The sequence below is a fragment of the Lysinibacillus sp. NPDC096418 genome, assembly GCF_044762775.1.
Lineage (GTDB): Bacteria > Bacillota > Bacilli > Bacillales_A > Planococcaceae > Lysinibacillus.
On record NZ_JBIWEY010000020.1, the window covers coordinates 57,985 to 81,979 of the forward strand.

At 34.3% G+C, this 23,995-nt stretch carries 28 protein-coding genes and 1 pseudogene; 14 read left to right on the plus strand and 15 right to left on the minus strand.

The genetic code is table 11. The features are described 5' to 3' along the window. The first annotated feature begins 212 nt into the window (after positions 1-212). The 3 genes from ACIQZG_RS15035 (at position 213) to ACIQZG_RS15045 (ending at position 3,401) form a co-directional block, all read left to right on the plus strand. Positions 213-998 carry an ABC transporter ATP-binding protein gene (locus tag ACIQZG_RS15035; RefSeq protein WP_402756292.1) on the plus strand — a complete coding sequence of 262 codons (786 nt, stop codon included), beginning with the start codon at positions 213-215 and terminating at the stop codon, positions 996-998. After that, positions 998-2,626: a hypothetical protein gene (locus tag ACIQZG_RS15040; RefSeq protein WP_402756293.1), complete on the plus strand. Its 1,629-nt coding sequence runs from the start codon at positions 998-1,000 to the stop codon at positions 2,624-2,626. Before ACIQZG_RS15035 ends, ACIQZG_RS15040 begins: the two co-directional genes overlap by 1 nt. Before the next feature lie 595 nt (positions 2,627-3,221). Continuing rightward, a complete protein-coding gene (locus tag ACIQZG_RS15045; protein WP_402756295.1) occupies positions 3,222-3,401 on the plus strand; it encodes a hypothetical protein in 180 nt (59 codons plus the stop codon). Positions 3,402-3,457: 56 nt separating this feature from the next. Here ACIQZG_RS15045 and ACIQZG_RS15050 read toward each other — a convergent pair whose 3' ends face one another. Then, positions 3,458-4,027 (minus strand): hypothetical protein, encoded by a 570-nt coding sequence (locus tag ACIQZG_RS15050; RefSeq protein ID WP_402756297.1) that lies wholly within the window; start codon positions 4,025-4,027, stop codon positions 3,458-3,460. Between the two features lie 896 nt (positions 4,028-4,923). Continuing rightward, entirely contained in the window at positions 4,924-5,301 is a 378-nt protein-coding gene (locus ACIQZG_RS15055) for a hypothetical protein (protein ID WP_402756299.1), read from the minus strand. 263 nt (positions 5,302-5,564) lie between these two features. On the opposite strand from ACIQZG_RS15055, the gene ACIQZG_RS15060 reads away from it, so the two are divergent. Beyond that, positions 5,565-7,169, plus strand: a complete 1,605-nt coding sequence (locus ACIQZG_RS15060) for an ABC-F family ATP-binding cassette domain-containing protein (RefSeq protein WP_402756301.1) — start codon at positions 5,565-5,567, stop codon at positions 7,167-7,169. 246 nt (positions 7,170-7,415) lie between these two features. On the opposite strand, the gene ACIQZG_RS15065 is transcribed toward ACIQZG_RS15060, so the two are convergent. The 4 genes from ACIQZG_RS15065 to ACIQZG_RS15080 all read right to left on the minus strand — a co-directional run bounded on the left by ACIQZG_RS15065 (position 7,416) and on the right by ACIQZG_RS15080 (position 9,496). Beyond that, positions 7,416-7,847 (minus strand): VOC family protein, encoded by a 432-nt coding sequence (locus ACIQZG_RS15065; protein WP_402756302.1) that lies wholly within the window; start codon positions 7,845-7,847, stop codon positions 7,416-7,418. Between the two features lie 196 nt (positions 7,848-8,043). Beyond that, positions 8,044-8,265: a transcriptional regulator gene (locus ACIQZG_RS15070; RefSeq protein ID WP_402756304.1), complete on the minus strand. Its 222-nt coding sequence runs from the start codon at positions 8,263-8,265 to the stop codon at positions 8,044-8,046. Positions 8,266-8,430: 165 nt separating this feature from the next. Then, entirely contained in the window at positions 8,431-8,967 is a 537-nt protein-coding gene (locus tag ACIQZG_RS15075) for a GNAT family N-acetyltransferase (RefSeq protein ID WP_402756306.1), read from the minus strand. Positions 8,968-8,995: 28 nt separating this feature from the next. Then, entirely contained in the window at positions 8,996-9,496 is a 501-nt protein-coding gene (locus tag ACIQZG_RS15080; protein ID WP_402756308.1) for a hypothetical protein, read from the minus strand. Between the two features lie 399 nt (positions 9,497-9,895). Between ACIQZG_RS15080 and ACIQZG_RS15085 the strand changes: the two genes are divergently transcribed. Then, positions 9,896-10,312, plus strand: a complete 417-nt coding sequence (locus ACIQZG_RS15085; RefSeq protein ID WP_402756309.1) for a hypothetical protein — start codon at positions 9,896-9,898, stop codon at positions 10,310-10,312. Between the two features lie 142 nt (positions 10,313-10,454). Here the strand turns inward: ACIQZG_RS15085 and ACIQZG_RS15090 are convergent, their stop codons facing one another. Further along, positions 10,455-10,925, minus strand: coding sequence for a DinB family protein (locus ACIQZG_RS15090; RefSeq protein WP_402756310.1), 471 nt, complete (start codon positions 10,923-10,925; stop codon positions 10,455-10,457). A gap of 232 nt (positions 10,926-11,157) precedes the next feature. On the opposite strand from ACIQZG_RS15090, the gene ACIQZG_RS15095 reads away from it, so the two are divergent. Next, positions 11,158-12,153: a S66 family peptidase gene (locus ACIQZG_RS15095; RefSeq protein WP_402756311.1), complete on the plus strand. Its 996-nt coding sequence runs from the start codon at positions 11,158-11,160 to the stop codon at positions 12,151-12,153. A gap of 134 nt (positions 12,154-12,287) precedes the next feature. Beyond that, the gene (locus ACIQZG_RS15100; RefSeq protein ID WP_402756312.1) at positions 12,288-13,091 is read left to right on the plus strand and encodes a S1C family serine protease; all 804 of its coding nucleotides are present in this window, start codon (positions 12,288-12,290) and stop codon (positions 13,089-13,091) included. A 78-nt stretch (positions 13,092-13,169) separates the two neighbouring features. Here the strand turns inward: ACIQZG_RS15100 and ACIQZG_RS15105 are convergent, their stop codons facing one another. The 3 genes from ACIQZG_RS15105 to ACIQZG_RS15115 all read right to left on the minus strand — a co-directional run bounded on the left by ACIQZG_RS15105 (position 13,170) and on the right by ACIQZG_RS15115 (position 14,929). Continuing rightward, complete coding sequence (locus ACIQZG_RS15105; protein ID WP_402756313.1) at positions 13,170-13,655, minus strand: YkvA family protein; 486 nt, start codon at positions 13,653-13,655, stop codon at positions 13,170-13,172. Positions 13,656-13,944: 289 nt separating this feature from the next. Next, positions 13,945-14,145: a cold-shock protein gene (locus ACIQZG_RS15110; RefSeq protein ID WP_402756314.1), complete on the minus strand. Its 201-nt coding sequence runs from the start codon at positions 14,143-14,145 to the stop codon at positions 13,945-13,947. 484 nt (positions 14,146-14,629) lie between these two features. Further along, a complete protein-coding gene (locus ACIQZG_RS15115; protein WP_402756315.1) occupies positions 14,630-14,929 on the minus strand; it encodes a DUF1033 family protein in 300 nt (99 codons plus the stop codon). A gap of 132 nt (positions 14,930-15,061) precedes the next feature. Here ACIQZG_RS15115 and ACIQZG_RS15120 point away from each other — a divergent pair, with 132 nt between their 5' ends. Next, positions 15,062-16,789 (plus strand): methyl-accepting chemotaxis protein, encoded by a 1,728-nt coding sequence (locus ACIQZG_RS15120; protein ID WP_402756316.1) that lies wholly within the window; start codon positions 15,062-15,064, stop codon positions 16,787-16,789. 43 nt (positions 16,790-16,832) lie between these two features. Beyond that, positions 16,833-17,114 carry an acylphosphatase gene (locus tag ACIQZG_RS15125; RefSeq protein WP_402756317.1) on the plus strand — a complete coding sequence of 94 codons (282 nt, stop codon included), beginning with the start codon at positions 16,833-16,835 and terminating at the stop codon, positions 17,112-17,114. Positions 17,115-17,341: 227 nt separating this feature from the next. On the opposite strand, the pseudogene ACIQZG_RS15130 reads toward ACIQZG_RS15125, so the two are convergent. Next, positions 17,342-17,575: pseudogene (locus tag ACIQZG_RS15130) on the minus strand (DUF771 domain-containing protein); the annotation flags it as partial. 12 nt (positions 17,576-17,587) lie between these two features. Then, on the minus strand, positions 17,588-17,788 hold the full coding sequence (locus ACIQZG_RS15135) for a helix-turn-helix domain-containing protein (protein ID WP_402756318.1): 201 nt from the start codon (positions 17,786-17,788) through the stop codon (positions 17,588-17,590). Between the two features lie 618 nt (positions 17,789-18,406). Here ACIQZG_RS15135 and ACIQZG_RS15140 point away from each other — a divergent pair. Continuing rightward, positions 18,407-19,030 (plus strand): hypothetical protein, encoded by a 624-nt coding sequence (locus ACIQZG_RS15140; RefSeq protein WP_402756319.1) that lies wholly within the window; start codon positions 18,407-18,409, stop codon positions 19,028-19,030. Between the two features lie 73 nt (positions 19,031-19,103). Here the strand turns inward: ACIQZG_RS15140 and ACIQZG_RS15145 are convergent, their stop codons facing one another. After that, entirely contained in the window at positions 19,104-19,601 is a 498-nt protein-coding gene (locus tag ACIQZG_RS15145) for a helix-turn-helix domain-containing protein (RefSeq protein ID WP_402756320.1), read from the minus strand. Between the two features lie 57 nt (positions 19,602-19,658). Further along, positions 19,659-20,030, minus strand: coding sequence for a hypothetical protein (locus ACIQZG_RS15150; RefSeq protein ID WP_402756321.1), 372 nt, complete (start codon positions 20,028-20,030; stop codon positions 19,659-19,661). A 100-nt stretch (positions 20,031-20,130) separates the two neighbouring features. On the opposite strand from ACIQZG_RS15150, the gene ACIQZG_RS15155 reads away from it, so the two are divergent. Further along, complete coding sequence (locus ACIQZG_RS15155) at positions 20,131-20,298, plus strand: hypothetical protein (RefSeq protein WP_402756322.1); 168 nt, start codon at positions 20,131-20,133, stop codon at positions 20,296-20,298. Positions 20,299-20,418: 120 nt separating this feature from the next. Next, entirely contained in the window at positions 20,419-21,015 is a 597-nt protein-coding gene (locus ACIQZG_RS15160) for a hypothetical protein (RefSeq protein WP_402756323.1), read from the plus strand. A gap of 128 nt (positions 21,016-21,143) precedes the next feature. Here ACIQZG_RS15160 and ACIQZG_RS15165 read toward each other — a convergent pair whose 3' ends face one another. Further along, entirely contained in the window at positions 21,144-21,536 is a 393-nt protein-coding gene (locus tag ACIQZG_RS15165; RefSeq protein ID WP_402756324.1) for a hypothetical protein, read from the minus strand. A 213-nt stretch (positions 21,537-21,749) separates the two neighbouring features. On the opposite strand from ACIQZG_RS15165, the gene ACIQZG_RS15170 reads away from it, so the two are divergent. Next, positions 21,750-21,911, plus strand: a complete 162-nt coding sequence (locus ACIQZG_RS15170) for a hypothetical protein (protein ID WP_402756325.1) — start codon at positions 21,750-21,752, stop codon at positions 21,909-21,911. Between the two features lie 180 nt (positions 21,912-22,091). Next, positions 22,092-23,624 carry a thiol-activated cytolysin family protein gene (locus tag ACIQZG_RS15175; protein WP_402756326.1) on the plus strand — a complete coding sequence of 511 codons (1,533 nt, stop codon included), beginning with the start codon at positions 22,092-22,094 and terminating at the stop codon, positions 23,622-23,624. Positions 23,625-23,995 lie beyond the last annotated feature (371 nt).

The following is a 23,995-nucleotide window of genomic DNA, read 5'->3' on the forward strand; positions in this document are numbered from 1 at the left end:
TTTTAGTAAATCACATTTTAGACATGAAAACTATCATTAGTTCTTAATTTCTTTTAATTAACTTACACACTATTGTTTGCTCTAGCAGCAAATCCTATTCATGTCGTACAAAACTCTAAAAAACCGCATATTATTTATGGTTAATTTTTCCGAAACCATTTAATCGTTCATCCGTATATAAGGCATACTGAAAACAAGAAAGGAGATGCACAATGAATCAGGAAAAAATATTGACGATTAACAATTTGACGAAAAGCTACGGTAGCAAAGAAATATTAAAAGGGATCGACTTGCACGTCTCAAGAGGTGAAATTATTGGCTATATCGGCCCAAACGGCGCAGGTAAAAGTACAACTGTTAAAATTATATTGGGGATTGAGGGTGAATACGGTGGAGAAATTAAACTTTTCGGTGAGACAATTGGGCAAGATCACATTGAATATAAAAGCAGAATTGGTTATGTTCCTGAAATAGCAGATGTTTATGATAATTTAACTGGCTATGAGTATTTGACCTTTATCGGACAGCTTTATGGTTTAGAATTAGATATTGCAGCTGATAAATCAAAAACTTTGATGGAATTGTTTGGAGTGGGAGAAGCCTATCATGCAAGAATTTCTTCTTATTCAAAAGGAATGAGGCAAAAGCTATTGATTATTGCTAGCCTTTTACATAATCCTGATATTCTATTTTTAGATGAACCAATTAACGGCCTAGATGCGAACAGTGTAATGATCTTTAAAGAAATATTGACACAATTGGCTGCCCAAGGAAAAACAATCTTCTACTCTTCACACATCATGGATGTTGTAGAAAAAATCAGTAGTCGAATCATCTTACTAAATGATGGGAAAATCGCTGCAGACGGAACATTTGCCCAACTACAAGCGGATAATACCGAAGGAACTTTAGAAAAGATTTTCAATCAATTAACGGGCTTCAATAATCATCAGGAAATTGGTGAGCAATTCGTTTCTGTCGTTCAAGAGGTCCTGTAATGAAAGATTTTAAAACACTACAACTACTTGATAAATTCCGATTTATTTTTGTGAGAATGGGCATTGATTATGACATCATGCGTACAATCCTCCACATTAAGCTAACAATGGATGGACGTAAAGTACCGACAGTATTTAACCAAGCTTCACATAAAAAGAAGCAAGAACAAAAAAACGGCTATATCAAATCTTTATGGATTTATGTATTATTCGGACTTATATTGATTCCTTTAATGGGCTTTGGTCAAAACTATCTTTTTCAGATGAGCATTGCTTATGCGATGATTATTTTTATGATTATGACATCATTGATCTCAGATTTTTCTTCTGTATTATTAGACGTACGTGATAGAACAGTTCTTTCAACCAAACCAATTACACCTAAAACAATAAATGCAGCTAAATTTATGCATATATTCATTTATTTGTCCTATTTAACGATTGCATTAACGACTATCCCGCTTCTAGTCTCCTTATTTACACAAGGAATAGTATTCTTTATTTTAACTGTGCTAGAGCTAGTTTTGATTAATAGTTTTATCGTCGTTCTTACCGCCATTTTATACATGGTTATTTTAAGATTTTTTGATGGAGAAAAACTAAAGGATCTCATCAACTATGTACAAATTGTTTTATCCTTGATGCTGATGATTGGCTATCAAGTCCTCATTAGATCTTTTGAATTTGTTAACTTGGATATCGTCTTAGAGTTCCATTGGTGGAGTGTTTTTCTAATCCCCATGTGGTTTGCCGCTCCTTATGAGCTGTTACTAAATGGTAACTACTCTTTATTTACTGTGGTTTACTGTATTTTCGCTATCGTCATACCAATGATGTCGATATGGCTTTATATAAAACTGATTCCAACGTTTGAACATAATCTTCAAAAACTATTAAATACCAGCAAATCAAAGAAGGAAAAGAAAAACCTACTAAAAGAGCTTTTCTTAAAAATTATTTGTCGAACAAACGAAGAAAGAGCTTTCTACCGTTTCGCCTCTCTTATGATGAAACAAGAACGAGAATTTAAATTAAAAGTATATCCATCACTCGGTTTTTCATTTGTCATTCCATTTATTTTTATGTTTACTATGACTCAATCCGAAGAAATAGATTACTCCGTTAGCATTGCCTATTTAAATATTTATTTCAGTATGCTAATTATTCCATCTGCTGTGCTTATGCTTGGACATTCTGGAAAGTATAAAGCCGCTTGGATTTATAAAATCTTCCCATTCAAAGATTATACAGACTTAAAAAAAGGGAGCTTAAAAGCATTTTTAATAAAGTTATATATCCCCTTATATAGTGTCTTAAGTATCGTTTTGTGCTTCATTTATGGCACAAGAATCATTCCAGATCTATTAGCTGTTTTCGTAGCAAGTTGTTTGTACACTGTTATTTGTTACATTGGTTTTGGAAGCAAGATTCCTTTTACAAAGCCATATGATGAAATCGGCGATGCACAGGGGTGGAAAACTTTTATATTACTTATTCCCCTAGGTGTTCTAGCAGGAATACATTACTTCATGGTAACACTTATTTCTTATGGAACGATCATTTACTTAATTGTGCTTGTAATCATTAATTTTTCTTTATGGCGGCTTGTGTTTAAACGTGCAAAGTAATCTTTTATTAACGGTTCCTACTCTTATGTAGCAATATATTAATGCTTAATGCGGCTTGAGTCTCATAATTCAGAGGCTTAAGCCATTTAATCTTTTTAATGATAAATCACGCCTAATGTGCTGATATAATTGTATGTTACTTTGTGGATTCTGCATCCGTACTCGTGGACTGTTGAGGCTAATTCGTAGTATATTTGACTATAAACGTTGGTTTAATAATGTTTATAGACTATGCATTATAGTTCATGCTATACTAGAAGCATTGTGAAAAAAGGAGGAACTTACATGATCCAAGTAAGTAATGTAGGTCTTCGCTATGGCGACCGTAAATTATTCGATGACGTAAATATTAAATTTGTCTGTGTCTAGTTTAACTAAATCACTAGCGAAAAAACGTGGATATATAGGGGTTTAAGTATATTTTTAATATGTTCAAGGTAGAAAAACATTTACTAATTTAATTTAATTACCTTTTATATTCCAACTATACACTATTTATTGCTACGGATTCAAGTTTCTAATCAATAAAAAAGGCTGTTTTCTAAAGGATTGTTGTTCTTCAACAAAGCAGTTTAGTAAAAAGGATTGAGGATATATGACATATAAAAAAGCCTACATAATAATGTCCATTTATTCTTTGATAGCATTTGGTTGTATTTTTATTTTTGAAAATTCAACATTGAATGCCTTTCTGATGGTGGGCTTGATTATTTTACGACCCCTTTTAAAAGGTTATGCTAAGGATAATGAAAATCAACAACAGAAAACAGTATAAGCACAATAGATACGAAAACAGCCATAAAAAAAGAGGGTGTTACCCCTCTAATTAATTCATTCAGATATTGTTGTACCATCATTAAAAATTATTGAAGATATTTTATAATCAAAAGTCATATTTTCAAAAGGTAAGTAGAAAAACCTCATATCTCCATCTTTAAATTGGTTTAATCCAGCCTCGCCATAAAATTCAATCGAATCATTTGCAGGAATCAATTTCCATTCGTACTTCAAATCAATTGTAAATATCAGTTCTCCAAACATATCATAAAAATAGGTTTCCCCTATAAAACCTTTAATATCTTTATCAGTATGATTGGTAATTATTTGTTTGGCACCCAACCTATAATCATACACACCATCCTGACTAGGATCTCTATGAATTATTTCTATTAATTCAATTGATAGAGAATTATTTAAGTTAGATTTCCCCTTATCTTTTGTATCTTCTACTTTAGTTTCCACTTCTTTATTATCTAATTCCGCTTCCATTTCAGTATCTTTGTAAGTAGATGCTGGAACAGATTTATCTACATTATCCTTATAAGCACTATAGGCAAAATATCCAGTTCCAACTGCAACAAATAACATGACTACAACTAAAATCGGTAATAATTTCTTCATATACACACTTCCCCTTAATATCGATACCTATATTCTACCAACAACAGGTGGTAAATGGAATACCGATACTGTCAGACTGAGCTGAGAGCAATCGAGATCTGATAAGTTAGGTGATTGGCCAGTTAGAGGTTCGGAAATTCTGTCAGTACCTGCGTGGCTGTTTTGGCTACGATGATTGTTCGTAGTCAGTTTCACTGAGTTACATATTGTCACGTAGTTGATCCGATAAATAATCGGATTAGCAGATACCACTAATGGTGGGATCAGATAGCTGAGTACCTGTAGAAAGTACGGAGCTGATAGGAACATTATTGCTGTCTGAGGTGGTGTTTCACCTTGTCAGTTCTGCGCTGTTTTTTTCCGTGCTGTAAAGCGAGGATTTTTCCGTGCGTGTGAAAAGTAGTATGGTGGGCTGATAAAAATTCTCTTTTGGGGTATCGTTTCATATATAAAATTACCATTCATATACAGCCTACCACCCCCACCCTACTTTTATTTGACCGTCTTTGGTGAGACTGTCGTTTGTACATTCAAAGCGATCAAGCCAACTTTATTAAACCTAGAAGAGATAACCTTGTACCAAGTATTATCATATTCGAAAACGGAATTAGTATTAAATATATCTCGATTCTCTTTCGTATCTCGTATCTCGTATCTCGTATCTCGAAATAGTATTCCCAACTCACTACATTAATAGGCTGGTTTGATCCATAGTCTACAGCTCTTTCAAGTTTTAACACGCTTGGCTCGAAAGGGAATCACTACTTAGTAACTGGTGATACAGTATTGAAACGTCATGCCAAGTATAAAAGCACTGCTTCATTTTGTAATGCTTACTTAAAAGTTTGGCATCAAGAGAGGATAGTTACTGGTGAAGATTCGTTAGGAAGACCGATTTACAAATACATTTGGCATGAACTAACTAAATAAAACCTCGTTAATATTGCTGATACAAATCTAAACCTATTGGCTTGTGTTACCTTATCTAAATGGCTAAGTGATTCTAACCATTTCATAAATCCTTCTTTATTGATATCATCCACTGTTTTAAGATATAAAAACTCTACATACTTTTGCATCGTTGAATTGTACACCAACAAAGTTTTAGGTCTTAATCTTTGTAACTCCATTTGCTTATTTACAATTACAATTGCTTGCTGAATTGACATGGAGTCAGATTTTTGTACAGTATCCTTTTGTTCTATTGAAGAAACTTTTAAATTTGGCTTAAAACCCACATCACCCATTCTTAACGCTTTTACTTTTCTGGACATGTGACATCTCCCCTTTATAGCGAAATTAAAAGGTAATAAATTAGGGATAAATCGAATTTATTTACTTACCTGTTTTTCTCCCTAGACACAATTAAATACACACAAAATAACTGGTACTATTTTTCTAATTCCACTCTCAATTCTCTTGTTTCACTTAATCACTCTTCTTTCACTGACTATAAACGTTGGTTTAATAATGTTTATAGACTATGCATCATAGTTCATGCTATACTAGAAGCATTGTGAAAAAAGGAGGAACTTACATGATCCAAGTAAGTAATGTAGGTCTTCGCTATGGCGACCGTAAATTATTCGATGACGTAAATATTAAATTTACACCAGGGAACTGTTATGGCCTTATTGGTGCTAACGGTGCTGGTAAATCAACATTTTTAAAAATTTTAGCTGGTGATATCGAGGCACAAGAAGGCCACGTATCTATGGGCAAAGACGAGCGCCTTTCTGTATTAAGACAAAACCACTTCGAGTACGATGAATTCAACGTATTAGATACAGTTGTTATGGGGAACAAACGTCTATGGGAAGTAAAAGCTGAAAAAGACGCAATCTATGCTAAAGAAGAGTTCTCTGATGAAGACGGCATGCGTGCTGCTGAATTAGAAGGTGAATTCGCTGACCTAAATGGTTGGGAAGCTGAATCAGAAGCGGCAACATTATTAAATGGTTTAGGAATTGGTGATGATCTTCACTATATGCTAATGGCTGACCTAGAAGGTTCTGACAAAGTCAAAGTCTTATTAGCACAAGCTCTATTTGGTAAGCCAGACGTATTATTACTAGATGAGCCTACCAACCACCTTGACTTAAAAGCCATTCAATGGTTAGAAGAATTCTTAATCAACTTTGAAAATACGGTTATTGTTGTATCCCATGACCGTCACTTCTTAAACAAAGTATGTACACATATTGCTGACCTTGATTTCGGTAAAATTCAACTATACGTTGGTAACTATGATTTCTGGTATGAATCTAGCCAATTAGCACAAAAAATGATGGCTGATCAAAACAAGAAGAAAGAAGAGAAAATTAAAGAGCTACAAGCATTCGTTGCTCGTTTCTCTGCGAACGCTTCTAAATCAAGCCAAGCTACCTCTCGTAAAAAAATGTTGGATAAAATCGAACTGGATGATATTAAACCATCTAGCCGTAAATATCCATTCATCAACTTCCAAACAGGTCGTGAAATCGGTAATGACGTGTTAACAGTTGAAGATCTTACAGCAAGTAACGAAGGTGAAACACTATTTAAAGATATTCGCTTCTCGATGAACAAAGAAGACAAAATCATTTTACTTGGTAGCCCACTGGCAAAAACAGCCCTTCTTGATATCCTAATGGAAAAAAGAACAGCAGATGCTGGTACATTCAAATGGGGTGTAACAACGTCTCAAAGCTACTTTGAGAATGATCATGATAAATACTTCGAAGGTTCAGAGAAATCATTAGTAGAATGGTTACGCCAATACTCACCTGATGATGAAACTGAAAGCTTCTTACGTGGTTTCTTAGGTCGTATGCTATTCTCTGGTGAAGAAGTGAAAAAATCTCCTTCTGTATTATCAGGGGGCGAAAAAGTTCGTTGTATGCTTTCGAAAATGATGCTTGCTACTGCAAACGTTATTTTACTAGATGAGCCTACGAACCACCTTGACCTTGAGTCAATCCAAGCACTAAACGAAGGATTAATCCGCTTCAAAGGCGCAATGATCTTCACATCTCATGACCACCAGTTCATCCAAACAATTGCAAATCGTGTCATCGAAATCCGTGAAGACGGCTCTATCTTAGACAAACAATTAACTTACGATGAGTTTCTTGAGTGGAAAGATAAAGAAGGATTAAAATAATTCTCTTTTCCATTGATATATACTGTATATAAGATTAAAGAAGCTACTCATTATCGAGTAGCTTCTTTTTTTCATGTGATATAAGGCTTTAATGATAAAAATAGAAATGAACAGTAAATTTATTGGATATAAATATAATTATTCTTAAACTCGCTTCTAATGCTAGTTCTAATAAGTTATATAAAAGAAAATAACAAAATAACTCAGCATCATTGGTCCACTAAACCATTTTCCAAATCCCCTACCTCATTCAATAACCAGCATATCATTTTGATCAAAAGTCCAGTCCTCTGAGTATGCGACTTCCCAATAGTAGCCATCTGGATCCGAAAAATAACCGCTGTACCCTCCCCAGAAAACTTTTTGAGGTGCTTTCACAATTGTGCCTCCAGCTTTTTCAGCCTTCCCCATGATTTCATCCACTTCTTCGGCTGACTTAGCATTGTACGCTAAAGTAATACCTGAAAATCCTTGTTTACTTGGCATTTCTTTTTCTTTAATATCTTTTGATAGCTCCTCTAGAGGATATAAGGAGAGTTTTGACCCTGCATTATTAAAGAAAACAATTCCAGGACTTTCCTCAGTAATTGATGTTTGAAACCCTAAGCCATCTCTATAAAAAGTTAAAGATACGCTAATATCCCTTACCCCTAAGGTAATAAGATTGATTCTATTCATATTTAAACCACCTTTTTTAATGATTATTGTTAGTATTCTATATTTATTAAGTTTTACCTCTATTGCACATATGTAATTTAAGATTTGATAGGTGTTTAAATTTTATAAAAATGATTCGATTATGTCAGTTTACACTCTAGAGGCAGCAGAGAACTTGATCGAGTTTTCAGATTATTGATGATTTCCACATGTAAAATTAAATGATCTCCCTTTCCTTTTCTACAATTGGACATATGGCTAGAACATTATCGATTATAAAAGTACGTTTTGCACGTCTTGTATAGCAGTAAGCTTGAAATGAATGGCTGTCAACCTTGATAATTTTAACACACCTCTTTGATATTACCCCCTGGTTTGACAGATAGATCATATTCATCATCTGATGGCGTCGCATCGCTTTTAATAACTGTTCTTTCAACCATGTTCCCCCTTTTCACACGATTATAGAACAAACATTCTTGTCCTTACAATTAAAATGGCGAAGAAAAAACAAGGAGGCGGCAAATAATCCGAAAGTCCTGACTTTTCAGGTAGATAGGCCAGGACTTACTCAATAATGTGTTTCGCTGTCATAATAAGCAGCTTATATTGTTTTCAGATTTACTAAAGAATATATATTCGTATCATTAGGTACATCATCTTGATACATAAAATTTTTTAAAATGCCCTCTTTTTCAAAACCTAATTTTTCTAGCAATTTAATAGATGATTCATTTTCAGTAAAAACCATTGCACCAATACGCGTTAGCTTAAGCTCTTGAAAGCCATAGGAGATTACTTTTTTAACCGCTTCTATTGCATATCCCTTTCCCCACTGTTCAGGGACCAGTGCATAGCTAATATCAGCTCTTTTATGTTCTTGGGACCACTCTTGAAAACCAATTGTTCCAATAATCCCCGGTTCTCCTTTTACTGCAATTCCCCATTTAATACCTCGTTTATCTTCATAGTTCATGGAAAAGCTTCTTATTATTTGTTTTACTTGATTGTGATTCGATAATGGACTTTGCCCGTAAAATCGCAAAACATCCGGATTAGTGAAACAAATAAAAACATCTAAAGCATCTGCTTCTGTAAGTTCTCGTAATAACAAGCGATTTGTATTTAAAGTTGGAAACATAAGCCCACTCCCTCTGTATAAAAGTTATTCATCCAAAATAGTCTTTAATGAGCTGTTCAGCGGTAGCAAAAACGATATTTGATTTATTTTTATATACGACATTAAGAGATGAATAACTATACAACAACGCTTTATAATTCTCAATTTCTTCTTGGATATCGTCTATTTCTTTTTCAAATTCATCTGGGTTAATGGGTGCTTTAGCCGTTTGGAACCTTTCAGGGATAACGGTAGCATCAATTTTGTCAACTTCTTGAGAGTTTACGGTAATTTTTAAAGAACGTAATATTCCTATTAAACTTACTCTAATTGTTCCATTTTTATAACTAGCTACAAAACTATTTCCGTTATCTAGCACTTCTAAACCATTAGTTTCTAAATACTTCATCATTTCTTTGTACAATAATTTTATGGCACTTTCCATCGCAGGGTGTACTTCATTTTCGACAATTTGATTTGTCTTGGATTTTAATGACTCTAATTCTTCTTTTAAATCAGCCAACTGTTTAAAATTTTGAATACTATACATAAACCACACCTCCAGACCAATCATAAGACAGTATAATGGTAATATGTAACAAAAATTTGATGTGAAAAGTTTTTATTCATCTTAGATTGAAATCGAATATGAAGACTTCGCACAAATACATACTGTTTATTGTCATCAAACCTATTTCAGCTTTCCACTAGGCAATTATAGTAAAATGATCTTGATGAAAGGCTTTAGTCTATCTTGTCAGACCCCTTAAAATTCCACTCACATAGCACCCATTCTTTGTAGGTATAAATACAATATCCGTTTTTTTATAAAAAAAAAGAGTTTTTAATCTTTTTGGCGGACAAATTACCATGCAACTTTCTTTTTCAAACATAGATTATTAGTGTAAGGCGCGCATTACATTACTAATTACGAAAGGGGGTCTAGAAGATGAATGATAAAAGATTTATGAAGCATATGAAATGGGATAATAGATGTTGCCAACATGAAGTAAAACACGAGCAAAAAGATGACAAAGTTTGTAAAATGGTTGAAGTATGTTGGGAAAAAGAAGAAAAATGTCACTGTAAAAAAGAAGAAAAATGTCACTGTAAAAAAGAAAACAAATGCGAGAAAAAACACAATAATGACTGTGGTGGTTGCATTTGTAATCAACTAAGAAAATTAGAAGCTGGTACTTTAGTTGATATCTTCTTATCAAGCGGTGTTAGTTTCATTGGTTTAATATTTATTAGCTTAGATGAATGCAATTGCTGTGCTCACTTCCTTGAAGTGGAAGCTGCAGGTAATGTACCTCTTGTTGTAGATTGTAGAAAGATTGACGCAATCCGTAGAAGTGCTAGCTAACTATTACAAAGCCTCGTTCCACATGAAGAGACCTTTACATTTCTACTACTTTAAAATGACCTCTCTTAAAATTAGAAATTTAACAAAACCACAACCCAAATTAAAGCGGCAGATACGTAATGTATCCGCCGCTTTTTCATGATTATTGCATTTCCTTTGTAGGACCCATAACACCAGGTACTGGTAAGCCTGCCTGGCGCAGTAGTACAGTCATTTGACCGCGATGATGTGTCTGATGATCAATTAGTGTACGTAAAAGTTCACCTCTGGCAATTGGTCCAGTAAAGCCTTTTACTTCCTCTACAAGATCTTCATCTGAAAGCTTAGCCGCTTCCTCTTTCACACTTTTAACTACGTTTTCATATGCAGCAACAATTTCAGCAACAGTTGAAGGGATTGGTGCATCCTGGCTAATCATTGGTACTTGTAGGCCCGCTAAATAACTAAAATAGCCTGTAGCACCTACTAAATGCCAGCTTAACCAACCTAGTGAACTATGCCCCTCCACAATACTTTGGTCTAGCTTATCATCTGTCATTGCCTGCATTACTTGAGCTGTACCCGTTGCAGCTGCCGACCAATCTTTTAGAAAATCATTTACTTGACGATACATTAAATTGCCTCCTTGTTTGCTATTTCTCTTCTATCATATAAAATTCCAATTTATCTAGCAAGTTATCGAACTTAGTTTACATAATAATATTATAAATAATACAAGTTCTTCTACTATAGTTCCAAGTTTCAGTCAATTTCACCATCTCTTCGACAAACTACGTGTGTTGGCACATATCACTATTTATTCATGTATAATGGCATAAACTTACACAATTAGAAAGAAGGATTCTATGTTTTCCCCATTAAAACAAGGTGATACAATCGGTATTTATTCACCATCAAAACCCGCTTCCCTCACCGCTAAAGCACGTTATGAAAGAGGAAAAGCCCGCCTTCAAGCACTTGGCTTTATCATAAAAGAAGGCAGTTTAACTGGTAAAGCAGATTACTATCGCTCGGGAACACCAAAAGAACGTGCCGAAGAGTTGAACATACTGCTACGTGATCCAAAAGTGAAAATGATTCTACCGTCAATGGGTGGGACAAATGCCAACAGTATCCTACCCTATCTTGATTATGAGGCATTGAAAGAAAATCCTAAAATACTCATGGGACTTTCCGATGTTACAGCAATTTTACTAGCCATGTATGCCAAAACCGGTATACCTGTCTTTTACGGCCCATCTGTAGCATCGACTTTAGGTGAATTCCCTCCGTTTGTCGACTTTACAGAACACTATTTCAAGCAACTGTTCATGCAACAACATGAACTCCCGTATAAGATGCCAATTCCACCTATTTGGACAGATGACCGTATAAATTGGCTCGAAAAAACCACTGAGAAAACACAACACAAAAATGATTGGATTACTGCCCAAGAAGGCGTTGCTATAGGTCGATTAATTGGAGGAAATATCAATACTATGTACGGTTTTATCGGCACACCTTATTTTCCGACAATTAAAAAGGGTGATATATTACTTTTAGAGGACACATCGAAAACAATTGATATTGTTGAGAAAAATTTTGCTATGCTAAAGCTTCATGGCTTCTTTGATATGGCTTCAGGTATCATTTTAGGCAAACACGAGCAATACGATGATTTAGGGACAGGTCGTAAACCCTATGATGTCTTAATCGAGCAATTAGATGGCCGTCAAATTCCTGTATTAGCAGATGTAGATTGTAGCCATACCCATCCTTTACACGCAATACCACTAGGATTACATGTTCACGTGGATGCCACGTGTAAACAAATACACTTTACTGAACGCTGGCTATCTTAATATTCGTATAATCAGGAAAGTTTTCGTATAATGAAAACTACTATAATATTTAAAACGTAAAGCATCATATAACAAATGCGCCCTTTATCTATTAATCTTGGGCGTCTTTACTAAGTAATAGTAAGGAGGCCATGATGACTGATATACATAAGCAGACAAACGATGAGGAACTAACGGAAGAAGAGTTTATAGAACTTGTCCTTGCCGAGCAGCAAAAAGCATTGGCAGAAGATCGCGAACAACGACTACATGGCAAAAAGCCAAAGAAACAAAAACCTATTGTAAAATGGATTGTTTGGAGTATGGCTCTTGTATTATTTTTCAATACTTTTGCCCTACTATTCCAGATCTACTCGATTCCTGCAATTGAATTTTTAAAAGTATCGACTAGGCTATCTGCACAAGAAGATATTCAGCAATATAAGCAAGCTGTGGTTGAAGTGTCTACGGGCTCCAGCAAAGGGACAGGTTTTGCGATTTCTGAAGATGGTCTTGTTGTGACAAATGAACATGTCGTTGATAATGCACAAACCTTGTCTATTGTATTCCCTGATAAAGGTATATTTGAAGCAGAGTTACTTGAAAGCTATCCCGATGTAGATTTAGCCATTCTTCAAGTAACAGGTGATGACTTCCCAGCACTTGAACTCGCTCAAAATCCTAGTTTTATAAAGAATGAGCAAGTGAATTTTATTGGGAACCCACTCGCCTTTACTGGCATTGCGAATGAAGGTACACTACTTGAACCAATTTTATTGGATGATTGGACAGAACCTGTGATGATGATACAAGCACCTGTTTATAAAGGCAACAGTGGTAGCCCTGTTCTTAATGAAGAAGGACAAGTAATTGGTGTAATATTTGCCACAATGAAGCAAGAGCCATATGGTCGTGTTGGTTTATTTGTACCAATACAAGTACTTCATCGTTTACGCTAATAATGTAACTATTAAATATGAAGAAAACGCCAACTTCAAATGAAGTGGCGTTTTCTTTAAGTAGTTTACATAATATTATTACTTTGCTTTACTCTCTCGTATTATTACATTTGCAATAGCTGATTTTACTGGAATTTTGCTAACAACTTGGTCACTTGTTTCCGATACTTTTTGCAATACATTCAGAAGTTGCTCATCACCAGACCAGTGCTTTTCAATTACACCAGGCCCTAACTTATTAATTAATGTATTAATGATCATTGTTGCTATCACAATATCATCCATATACCCCCCGAAACCAATCAATCCTTCTGGTAAAAAATCAAATGGCATCATGAAATAGGCAATCCCTCCTCCTATTAATGCTTTACTTTTTTTATCTACATCTGAATCCATCATCGTTTTTATCATTAAATGAAAAAGATCCGGTGCAAACAATAAATATTTAGTAAATTTATTGCTCTTTCCCTTTTTCGAGGAAAGAAACTGGATTAGTTTTGCACGTAGCTTATTATAGAAATCAAGTTGCTCTTGTTCATTTGGTATGTTTTCAATTTCATTCAAAGTACACGTCCTCCTTTAAATTTTTCATTTTTTTCCTAATACCATTATCGTCAAACGTCAATTTCCTTATGCACTCTATTCTTTAATAAAAACAAGCATGGTCATCAACCAGTTTCAACTATCAAAGTCGTGAATTGACCTCAAATTGTAATAACATACGTAATTATACATAGAATGCATTAAAAGTGGTTGCGAATTGATAAATAATAGAGGTATTTATGTATATAAAAAAGACATCCTATTAAATAGGATGTCTTAAGTTAACGAATGTAATTTTAATTGCAGAGAATTAAAGTTTAGTTACGTTAGCAGCTTGTGGTCCACGGTTGCCATCAACAACGTCGAATTCCACTTTTTGACCTTCGTCAAGAGTTTTGAAACCTTCGCCTTGGATTGCAGAGAAGTGTACGAATACATCGTTTTCGCCTTCAACTTCGATAAATCCAAAACCTTTTTCTGAGTTAAACCATTTTACTGTACCTTGTTTCATGTAAGAAAACCTCCAAAAAAATAAAAGTGAACAATATGTAATTTCTTCAACGAATGAAAAATTCACATATTACAAAGAGTACCGAACAAACGCGATCACTTTTTGTAATATGTGAATTCATGCTGTTTACGGTGAAGCAATTTTATTGTTAAGCTTAGTATAAACATTATCCATATAAATGTCAAATGATGAATAAAAATTTTTAGTGATTTTGGAGAAAAATTTCTAAATTGGCTACATAGTTTAAAGGTCCTATCCGCTTTGAATTTCAAATAATAACCAAAACTCCCACACTTACGGTTCATCAATAAAAGTCTGGCATACCATTTAATTAAAGTACTTACTGATTTTAAAATCCGCCTTGATTGAAGCAAGGCTTGCCGCGTGAATCTGCTCATCAGACGCCCCCCGGAAAACACTCAGCCTGAGCAGACCCCCCAGTTATAATGATGAGCTACACTTAGCCATTAAGGTTGTTAAAATGTTATTGATTATAACTCTTCAATTCTTTCGTTTCAATCGCAACAATTCCATGATATAGCTGGGCATCATCATCACAAGCTTCACAATAAAAGCTCTCTTCCTCTGACCAAAAGGCCCAATACTTCCCTTCTTTACTATCTTCATGTTCATATGCTTGTCGAAATTCATTCAATTTCTTTTGCAGTGCATGTTCAAATAAAATTTTTGTTTCAAATGTTTCATCTGTAACGATAAATTTTTGCCAGCCGTCAAATTTCCACCAAGGCTCATAATCTGCTTTCATGTAAAGTATTGTATACATAGATTCGCCACTTTCCTTGCTGTTATAGAGTACTTTCCATTTTAGCAAAGACATGTGAAATGTCTATTAAAACACTCTGAAATATGCTACTATGAATTTATTATGCAATAATTACTTTGGGAGGTTTTTTCTATGTTTTCAAGCATTCGACCTAAGGCAGAACTTGATGAATTGTTAAAGCGAGGAACTGATTTAAGTGCCACAGGCCGTTTCAAAAAAACACTAGCTTTTAATAATTTTAACGCTAAAGATGAACAAAATTTAAAGACACTTTTTGATACATTAAAAGATACTACCCCATCCATGGCTGGTATTTTTAAAAACTACTTGAGTGAAATTTCACCCTCCTCTCAACAAACAATCAGTGATGATAATATAAATCGATACTTGTCACAGTTCTTCCTTGGCGCAAGGGATGATAATTATGTAGATGAAACGGTGAAATTTTTCAACCTGTTTAGACAAAATCAGTATGAGCCTGGGAAACTAATTGTCGTATTCAATCAATTTGCTTTTTATATTACTACTTATATTTTACATAACTTTGGACTTAAACCCTATAAAGCTTTTGAGTATATGAAATCCTTCCAATCAGCTGTAAATGTCGACCAAGAACTATTAGTGGAAGTTCTAACTGAGCGAATAATCGAAAATGTCGTGTCTGAAATTTCCTCACTTATGGACGTCAATGCAAAAATAATGTATATGAAAGATCTAGTATTTAGTCTAGATAAACAAAATGAGGAAATTCAATCTTCTACTGCAGCAACCGAACAAATTGCAGCTTCAATAAATGATGTTGCGCGTATGTCTTCGCAAATTTCTGAAAAAACAACTGAATCTGTCGATAATGCTGTAAGCGGGAAAAATGCGATTGAACTTGCATTAACAGAAATTTTCAAAACAGAGGAAACATTTACGACAATTGTTCATTCATTTACGGAACTACAAAAACGTGTAAATGATATCGAAAATGTTGTTACTCTTATAAACCAAATCGCAGATCAAACAAACTTACTAGCTCTAAATGCTTCCATTGAGGCGGCTCGAGCTGGCGAACATGGGAAAGGCTTTGCTGTTGTAGCGCAAGAAGTGCGAAAGCTTGCTGAGAATACTGTATCTGCATTGAGTGAAGTTTCTTCGAATGTTCATCATTTAAAGAGTTACTCTAACGATGTATCCAAATCAATAACTGAAACAACAGCTATTATTAAAGAAGCAACGGTTGACGCTAAGGAATCATTACCATTACTTAATGCTATTGTTAGTACTATAGAAAGCATTAACTTAGATGTAACAAATACAGCAGCCATTTCGCAAGAGCAAGCTGCTGCCATTGATGAAGTATCTGCTCGTATGATTGAAATTTCAAACCTACAAGATGACAATCGAGAATATAGCCAAAATACATCTAGTGATATTCACTTACTAGGGCAAGAAATTAATCGATTCCGCAATGATATAATTGCGAATAATAACGTACAGCTTTCTTCTATTGCGTTATTACAACTATCAAAGGCAGACCATATTTTATGGAAATGGCGCGTCTACAATATGTTCCTAGGACTTGAAAACGTTAAACCTAGCGATGTTTCATCTCATAAAGATTGTCGCCTTGGGAAATGGTATACAAATAGTAGAACAGTCGAACGCTTCGGACATTTACAAGATTACCGTGATTTAGATCAATACCATGCATGTGTTCATGAATCGGCTAAGTTGGCCGCTGAAGCTCATGCTATTGGTAATATTCAACAAGCAGAAATGCATTTAAAAGAAGTAGATCAAGCTTCTGAGCGTGTACTATACTTCATAAATAACTTAATTAATCTGTTAGAAAAAGAACGTGTGATGCAGTAATTAAAGAGGGTATACCCCTCTTCTTATAGTAGGAGGTTTTAGTGTGAATAAACGCGCATTGATTAAGTTTTTTGGAGATGTATATGGCACTGGCTATCGCTTTTTTATTAAACAAAAAGCAATTGAACTTGGGTTAAAGGGCTACTGTCTTTTGAATGATAAAGACCAGATCGAGGTAGAAGTAGAAGGTTCAAAAAAAGCGCTTGATGAATTCCTTCAATTTGTGCAAAAAGGAGTAAGCCCCCAAGCAGATTCAAATTCATTCACTTTAGAAGTGTTCGATGATTTAAAAGGTTATGTGCGCATGGAGTCGGATATTGTATAATCCGGCTCCATTTTTTTAAAAGTGTTGTTATATCAAGGTTTACAAGGCTTTTCTAAGGTTATCAAAATCACTGACTACGGTTTACCTAAAATAGCGTTGTCGGGGGCAAGTTTTTATATTTTATGTTAAGCGAGATTGGGGTTAATTGCTTCATTCTTTTTTTGTTGGTCAATTATTAGAATAGCTTGCTTACATAAAAAACTGTGCGTTACCTAGCTCTCGACGCAATATAAAAACCCTCCACAATTTACATCTAATTGCTTCCTAAACTTAGAAGGATAAAGGATATTTTCTTTTAGCCACACTTGTTTTTTATTGGTACTTTGCTCCAGGTCTTTCATTGTCCAATAAACACCAGTCAAACTTTGTTCATGTAATTTCTCAAGTTCAACTTTTTTGATTAAAACCATATCTTCTGGTATTGGAATTGAAAGAGTTACATTTAGATGCTGAGTATGCATATTTCTTCGCCTTTATAATTCCTTAACGTTAAAGGAATCTGTTAAATCCTTACCAGCGTTTCTGACTAAAAAACCATCAAGTTCAATATTTGATACTTTCATTCGACCAAGTTTTAATCCTACTAGTTGACCACTTTTAATAAGATTATAAACCTTATTTCTATTGCATTTAAGTCTTTTAGCTACTTCTGCAACTTCTAATAGTTCATTCATGAAAGATCACCTCTTTTAAATGTTATTTTACTGTTTCATATGTAAATATCAACCAATAATAATTAATAAATAAAAAGACCACCCATCACGGAGTGGTCTTTTTATTGGTTTATTCAACTAAAGCCTCGGTTTATTACTCTTCTTGAATCTATAAACGTACAGCATAACAAATGGATACGGTATAGCACAGTAAATATAATTCATCGTAACAGAGAAATTATAAAAATTACTTAGCGATTTCCCGAGCAGATAATAAAAAACAATAGCAATTATTATTATTGTATCTAACTTCGATTTATTCTTTTGAACCTTTACCATTCACAAGACTCCCTCAACTATAAATGCAATTACAAAAACAGAGATATATCTGACTACTTTCATTTTTTTAAAAATACACCCATTCATTTCCCTGAAACAATAGTTTAATAATACCCCATACACAATTCATTTGGATATATATTTCCATTTACCATTGCGACATAAAAAAACCACCCATTATGGAGTGGTCTTATAAATGGTTATTTAATTTAAGCACCTCTTTCGGACACTAGATAGTCGAGTGACACATCCGTTTAATAACATGCTTGAATAGAATGATATAAAAAAGGAGGTGTTAATATGAAATCAAATAATAATGGATGTCATCAATCAGGTTGTGGTTGTCGACGGTGCAGTAATGAAAAATTCAATTGCACTGGGGTTAGACCGTTCAGGGCTATTGACGCGGCCTGTATACCGCCTATTCCAGAACCGCCAAAAGAAGCATATGGATCATTTTACAATCTCTCTTCATTAGGCGCAATTATAACTCCAGTTACACCACCTGATTTAGGGCAGAAAATTAATTTCTCGACACCTGGTCCGTCATTGAATGTAAATCCTGCCCCAATTCCTAATAGTACTACCGATCTTCAAGTTGCCACCGGTGGCGTATACGAAATCAATATGAACATCTTAGTTGAACTTTCGGACAGTACCAGTACTGCTTCAGCTACTAGTGTACGGCTTGGATTGTTCATCAACGATGAATTCTTTGTGCCTGGCAGCGAATTTGGAACCTTTATTGAAATTGCAAACGGAGCCGTCGTTCCCGCTATATCCTCATTTATGGGTAACACCATAGGAAATACAGTACTACTACGATTAAACAAAGATGATAGACTTAGCATTAGGGTCTTAAGTGCCTCTGGAAACATCGATTATACAAAACCATCATTGGTCGTTATTAAAATTGCTGATTGAAAATAATAATTTACAGGCTGACTCTAAGGAGATCAGCTTGTTTTTCATTTAACTGTACGATCCGTTTTATTCTTTACCTTCGAACGATATATCCTCGTTTACTTGCGCCTTTATACTTCTTTATATCAACAATCTTATTCACAACTGTGGAAGGCTTTCTGTTCGTAATCGGTCCACTGTCCAATTCCTGGACCGAAAGAAAATCAAATATATTTAACTGCCCTTGTTGTTCCATATACTCAAAATGCGACATACCTTCCCATCTCCTTCTATCTAAAATTAATTGTTCATCACCGCTATTATCAGCACATAAGAAATAATCGGTTGGTTTCATATAGAAGTCAGCAATCAATTTCAGGAAGCTTGGACTCATCAAAGGTTCACCACTTTCAATATCCATCAAATTATCCTTATCTATAAGTGTTAACTTACTGAATTCTTCTATTGATAAACGACGTTCAGCTCTACAATCTTTTAATCGTTTGATTGTTAATTTCAAATTCGGGTAATATGTCTTTCTCCAAATCCCGTCATCACCCAATGTATTTACGTATGGTATAAATTTATCCATTCTTATTCCCTCCTACCATTCAAGCCAATTTTCTATATTACACGGTCTGCTACTATTTTATTTGCGGACTACTATCACGCTCATTAAGCCAGTTATAAAACGGTACTGTACGTTCTTTAGATGGAGCTTCTCTATAGATGATGAATTAGTCACCTTATTACTTAAACGCTCCGTAGCCTTGTTAAATGCACCTGTAAATACCGCACGTAATGTACTTGTTACTGTCAATGTGCCATCCACAATATCAGTAGCAATTTTAAACAGTACATTTTTAGCTTTTACAAAGTCCTCCACAGATTTTACTTGAGCAGCCAATACAACTTTGTGTAATTCGTCTTTCAAGTTATCTGCTAATGGTAATGAATGCATGAAATCAAATAGCATCATTTGGTACTCATTCATCCAGTCCTTTTTCTTTTCAGCTTGCAAAGCTAATTAATTTTCAAGACTCATAATATTATTTGCATGTTTAAAACTTAAAAGATTATAAGAGTTAAAAGATAGGTTTTCGGATTGTGGAGGGCTAACCATGCTTAAAAAGTTGATTAGTAATAAGAAACGTCAATTAAAGAAACAAGCGAAGAAAGAATTGTACGAAGCATTTGGAGTTAAGCCTATAAAGTTTAAGAAACCTAAGCCATTAATTAAGAAACTACGTAAACCGTCATTGAAACGGACAATAAAAAAATTGTTTTAAGACAGATAACTAATATCAGTTGTCTTTTTTTATTTCCATTTTTCCAAATGACACAATTTAACAATTTTGGTATAGTTATATTCAGTTACACATTTTTATTATAAAAGGAGACAGTTTTATATGAAAAAATTAATTTTTAGTGCTGCATTAGTATTAAGTCTAGGGTTAGCAGGATGTGGAGAAGATACTTCTAAGGAAAAGGATGATAAGTCTGTAGAGGAATCTCCAAAAGAGGAAACATCTGCACCAGTTACTAAAGAAGAAACCCCATCAAACAAATTAACAGAAGAAAAGTTTAAACAAATCACAGAAGGTATGACATATGAAGAAGTAATTAAGATTGTTGGCTCTGAAGGAAAAGTCCTTTCTGAAACTGGCACAGCTGGTGAACCGCATCATACTATTTTGTACGAATTTGAAACTGATGGGACTTTATCTGCAGCTAATATGATGTTCCAAGCTGGTAAATTAATAAACAAAACTCAAATAGGTATGGGTTCTTCAGATGTTAAAATAACAATTGACCAATTTAATAAACTTGAAAACGGCATGACAGAAGCTCAAGTATTTGAAATTCTTGGCGGTGAAGGAGACTTAATGTCTGAGTCTGGGGATCTAAAAATATATACCTATGCTGGTCAAACAGCATTTTCTAACGCTTCTATCACTATTCAAAGTGGTAAATTAATGAATAAAACTCAAATAGGATTAGAATAGATTTATATTAGAAGTCACTCATACGAGTGGCTTTTTTGTTTGGAAAAACGAAAATGACCAGGCTCTTAATTAATTGAGTGCCTAGCCCTTCTCATATATGATTACTAAGTAGTTCACCTTTCATAATTTCAAATGAAAATAGTTCGTTGAAACTGGCGATGTAACACTGTGTTTCCTTCCTGAGGTACACCTGCATTATTAATTCCCCAAGTATTCAAAATACATGGATCCGTTGGAGTGATAGGGTCACCAGGCAAGAATGGATTAATAGCAGTTGGTGGTAATGTCACTAGTACCTCATAACATGGATCAGCTGGTTGCCAAGCATTTTGCGGAGTTGCATGAACGACAAGTAGTTTTTTTGCTGGAATTGTAAAAGTAAGAGGGGTTGGTGTTCCATTAAAAAGTGAAGGTTGAGATTCTCCACATAAGAATGCTTCTTTTGGCATCTCTTCTTGGGCACAATTTTGCCAATCTAATACTGATACTGTCACTGTTTGGGGTGCATCAGTTTTATTCAATAAAGTAACAACGATCGTCTCTGTAGCTGGATTTCTCCAAATTGCTCCTGTTGTAAAAGTATTAGGAACCGAAGGCTGAACAACATTCCCACTACAAATAGGGCATGAAGAAACTTTATTTAAGCGAATTACATTTTTTGTGCAATTGCAATTACAACAAGATTCCATCATCACACCAACAAAGGAATTCCACTTGATTATAAAATTACCTTAATGATAAATGGATGGAAGAAAGTAAAAGAAGTAGAAAAAGAGCGTGAGGAATACTGGGGAAGTCGATATAAAAAAGACGATGCTTTAGTTTCAATTTCTACTTCTGACCCTGATATCTTATTTATTATTTCTACCAATAAAGAAAGTGTTGAATCTCAGTAGAGGAATAAACATGACCAAGATGACAATTAAGCTATCTTGGTCTTTTTGCATTCCATTTAATATTCAAATATAACATATTTACCACTTGTTGGATCTGTAACAAACCAAATACCCAACTAAACTACTGTATTTAAACCGAATACTTCTATGGTATAATTTCCTAAAAAAGGAGTGGTTTTTTTGAGGATTCAAAATTATTTTAAAGTAATAAAATTTCTAGTATGTTTATCTGTTAGTTTATGCATTATAAATTATCCAATTATTTCCTTTGCTGAACCACTTGATACTAATTTGCCTAGTGAAACAAGCAAATCTAATGACATTGATACTGGGATAGCAAACTTGAACTACAATAGCAGCGAAGTTTTAGCAGTGAATGGTGATAAAATTGATAGTTTTGTTCCAAAAGAAGGAATTAACTCAAATAATAAATTTATAGTGGTTGAACGTAACAAAAAATCACTTACAACTTCACCGGTGGATATTTCAATTATCGATTCTATTACGAATCGTGCCTATCCAGGAGCCTTACAACTTGCAAACAAAGCTTTTGCAGACAATCAACCTAGTTTATTGGTGGCCAAAAGAAAACCGCTAAATATTAGTATAGATTTACCTGGCATGAAAAGAGAAAATACTATGACTGTAGATAATCCAACATATGGTAATGTGTCTGGGACAGTAGATGAGTTGATATCTACATGGAGTGAGAAATATTCAACAAGCCATACTTTACCTGCAAGACTACAATATTCAGAATCTATGGTTTATAGCAAATCTCAAATAGCTAGCACTCTGAATGTTAACGCCAAAGTTCTTGACAATTCACTAGGAATTGACTTTAATGCGATTACAAACGGAGAGAAAAAAGTGATGGTTGCGGCATATAAACAAATATTTTATACCGTAAGTGCAGAACTACCAAACAATCCATCAGACCTTTTTGATGATAGTGTTCTTTTTGAAGAGTTAACCCGTAAAGGGGTAAGTAATGATGCCCCTCCCGTTATGGTGTCAAATGTAGCTTATGGCAGAACCATTTATGTGAAATTAGAAACAAGCTCTAAGAGTAAGGATGTACAAGCTGCTTTTAAAGCCTTACTGAATGATATCAATACCAATGTAGAGACTAGTTCACAGTACAAAGATATTTTTGAAGAAAGTTCCTTTACTGCTGTAGTATTAGGCGGAGATTCACAAGCGCATAATCAGGTTGTCTCAAAAGACTTTAATGATATTAGAAAAATAATTAAAGATAATGCAGAATTTAGTCTTAAAAATCCAGCATACCCAATTTCATATACTAGTGTTTTCTTAAAGGATAATTCAATTGCTGCTGTTCATAACAGTACAGATTATATCGAGACGACAACTACAGAATATTCTAAAGGTAGCATCATCCTTGATCATTATGGTGCATATGTTGCTCAATTTGAAGTAGCCTGGGATGAATTTTCATATGATGAAAATGGGGAAGAAGTACTAAATCATAAAACTTGGGAAGGAAACTGGAAAGACAAAACAGCTCATTTCTCTACAGTAATACCACTTCCGCCTAATTCAAAAAACATAAGAATTTATGCAAGAGAATGTACAGGTCTTGCATGGGATTGGTGGAGAACAATTATTGATGAATACAATGTTCCATTATCTAATGAAATAAAAGTTTCAATTGGAGGAACTACATTATACCCAACAGGTAATATTAATTAGGTATTAGTCATGAGAGGTACTTTTTCAATGGCTATGGAAAGGCATAAAATTAAAGAATTTAAGTATTTCATGATTAGGAAGTAACTCCAAACTAAACTAGAGTACTTGGCTAAATGGAGTTTTTGTATTTGCTGAAGGCAGCTATCCTGAAATTAAAATGGTATCATTCGCTATTTTGGGTATAGTATTTATAGATGTTGTATTATTTCAACTAATTTTTCTTTATTTTGTTTTAAAAAGTGCAACTCAATAATTTAACAAAAAGACCAGCTCGGCTAATTTTGAACTGCTCCCTGTCAAGTAGACAGTGGAAATAATAAAAATACTTTAAGCGGCTTGAACCCTGTATTCTAGAGGGCTTAAGCCGTTTA

Excerpts from the sequence above, each read along its gene's own strand:
- ACIQZG_RS15035 (WP_402756292.1), top strand. The coding sequence starts at position 213 with ATGAATCAGGAAAAAATATTGACGATTAACAATTTGACGAAAAGCTAC.
- ACIQZG_RS15040 (WP_402756293.1), top strand. The coding sequence starts at position 998 with ATGAAAGATTTTAAAACACTACAACTACTTGATAAATTCCGATTTATT.
- ACIQZG_RS15045 (WP_402756295.1), top strand. The coding sequence starts at position 3,222 with ATGACATATAAAAAAGCCTACATAATAATGTCCATTTATTCTTTGATA.
- ACIQZG_RS15050 (WP_402756297.1), bottom strand. The coding sequence starts at position 4,027 with ATGAAGAAATTATTACCGATTTTAGTTGTAGTCATGTTATTTGTTGCA.
- ACIQZG_RS15055 (WP_402756299.1), bottom strand. The coding sequence starts at position 5,301 with ATGTCCAGAAAAGTAAAAGCGTTAAGAATGGGTGATGTGGGTTTTAAG.
- ACIQZG_RS15060 (WP_402756301.1), top strand. The coding sequence starts at position 5,565 with ATGATCCAAGTAAGTAATGTAGGTCTTCGCTATGGCGACCGTAAATTA.
- ACIQZG_RS15065 (WP_402756302.1), bottom strand. The coding sequence starts at position 7,847 with ATGAATAGAATCAATCTTATTACCTTAGGGGTAAGGGATATTAGCGTA.
- ACIQZG_RS15075 (WP_402756306.1), bottom strand. The coding sequence starts at position 8,967 with ATGTTTCCAACTTTAAATACAAATCGCTTGTTATTACGAGAACTTACA.
- ACIQZG_RS15080 (WP_402756308.1), bottom strand. The coding sequence starts at position 9,496 with ATGTATAGTATTCAAAATTTTAAACAGTTGGCTGATTTAAAAGAAGAA.
- ACIQZG_RS15085 (WP_402756309.1), top strand. The coding sequence starts at position 9,896 with ATGAATGATAAAAGATTTATGAAGCATATGAAATGGGATAATAGATGT.
- ACIQZG_RS15090 (WP_402756310.1), bottom strand. The coding sequence starts at position 10,925 with ATGTATCGTCAAGTAAATGATTTTCTAAAAGATTGGTCGGCAGCTGCA.
- ACIQZG_RS15095 (WP_402756311.1), top strand. The coding sequence starts at position 11,158 with ATGTTTTCCCCATTAAAACAAGGTGATACAATCGGTATTTATTCACCA.
- ACIQZG_RS15100 (WP_402756312.1), top strand. The coding sequence starts at position 12,288 with ATGACTGATATACATAAGCAGACAAACGATGAGGAACTAACGGAAGAA.
- ACIQZG_RS15110 (WP_402756314.1), bottom strand. The coding sequence starts at position 14,145 with ATGAAACAAGGTACAGTAAAATGGTTTAACTCAGAAAAAGGTTTTGGA.
- ACIQZG_RS15115 (WP_402756315.1), bottom strand. The coding sequence starts at position 14,929 with ATGTATACAATACTTTACATGAAAGCAGATTATGAGCCTTGGTGGAAA.
- ACIQZG_RS15120 (WP_402756316.1), top strand. The coding sequence starts at position 15,062 with ATGTTTTCAAGCATTCGACCTAAGGCAGAACTTGATGAATTGTTAAAG.
- ACIQZG_RS15135 (WP_402756318.1), bottom strand. The coding sequence starts at position 17,788 with ATGAATGAACTATTAGAAGTTGCAGAAGTAGCTAAAAGACTTAAATGC.
- ACIQZG_RS15140 (WP_402756319.1), top strand. The coding sequence starts at position 18,407 with ATGAAATCAAATAATAATGGATGTCATCAATCAGGTTGTGGTTGTCGA.
- ACIQZG_RS15145 (WP_402756320.1), bottom strand. The coding sequence starts at position 19,601 with ATGGATAAATTTATACCATACGTAAATACATTGGGTGATGACGGGATT.
- ACIQZG_RS15155 (WP_402756322.1), top strand. The coding sequence starts at position 20,131 with ATGCTTAAAAAGTTGATTAGTAATAAGAAACGTCAATTAAAGAAACAA.
- ACIQZG_RS15160 (WP_402756323.1), top strand. The coding sequence starts at position 20,419 with ATGAAAAAATTAATTTTTAGTGCTGCATTAGTATTAAGTCTAGGGTTA.
- ACIQZG_RS15170 (WP_402756325.1), top strand. The coding sequence starts at position 21,750 with ATGATAAATGGATGGAAGAAAGTAAAAGAAGTAGAAAAAGAGCGTGAG.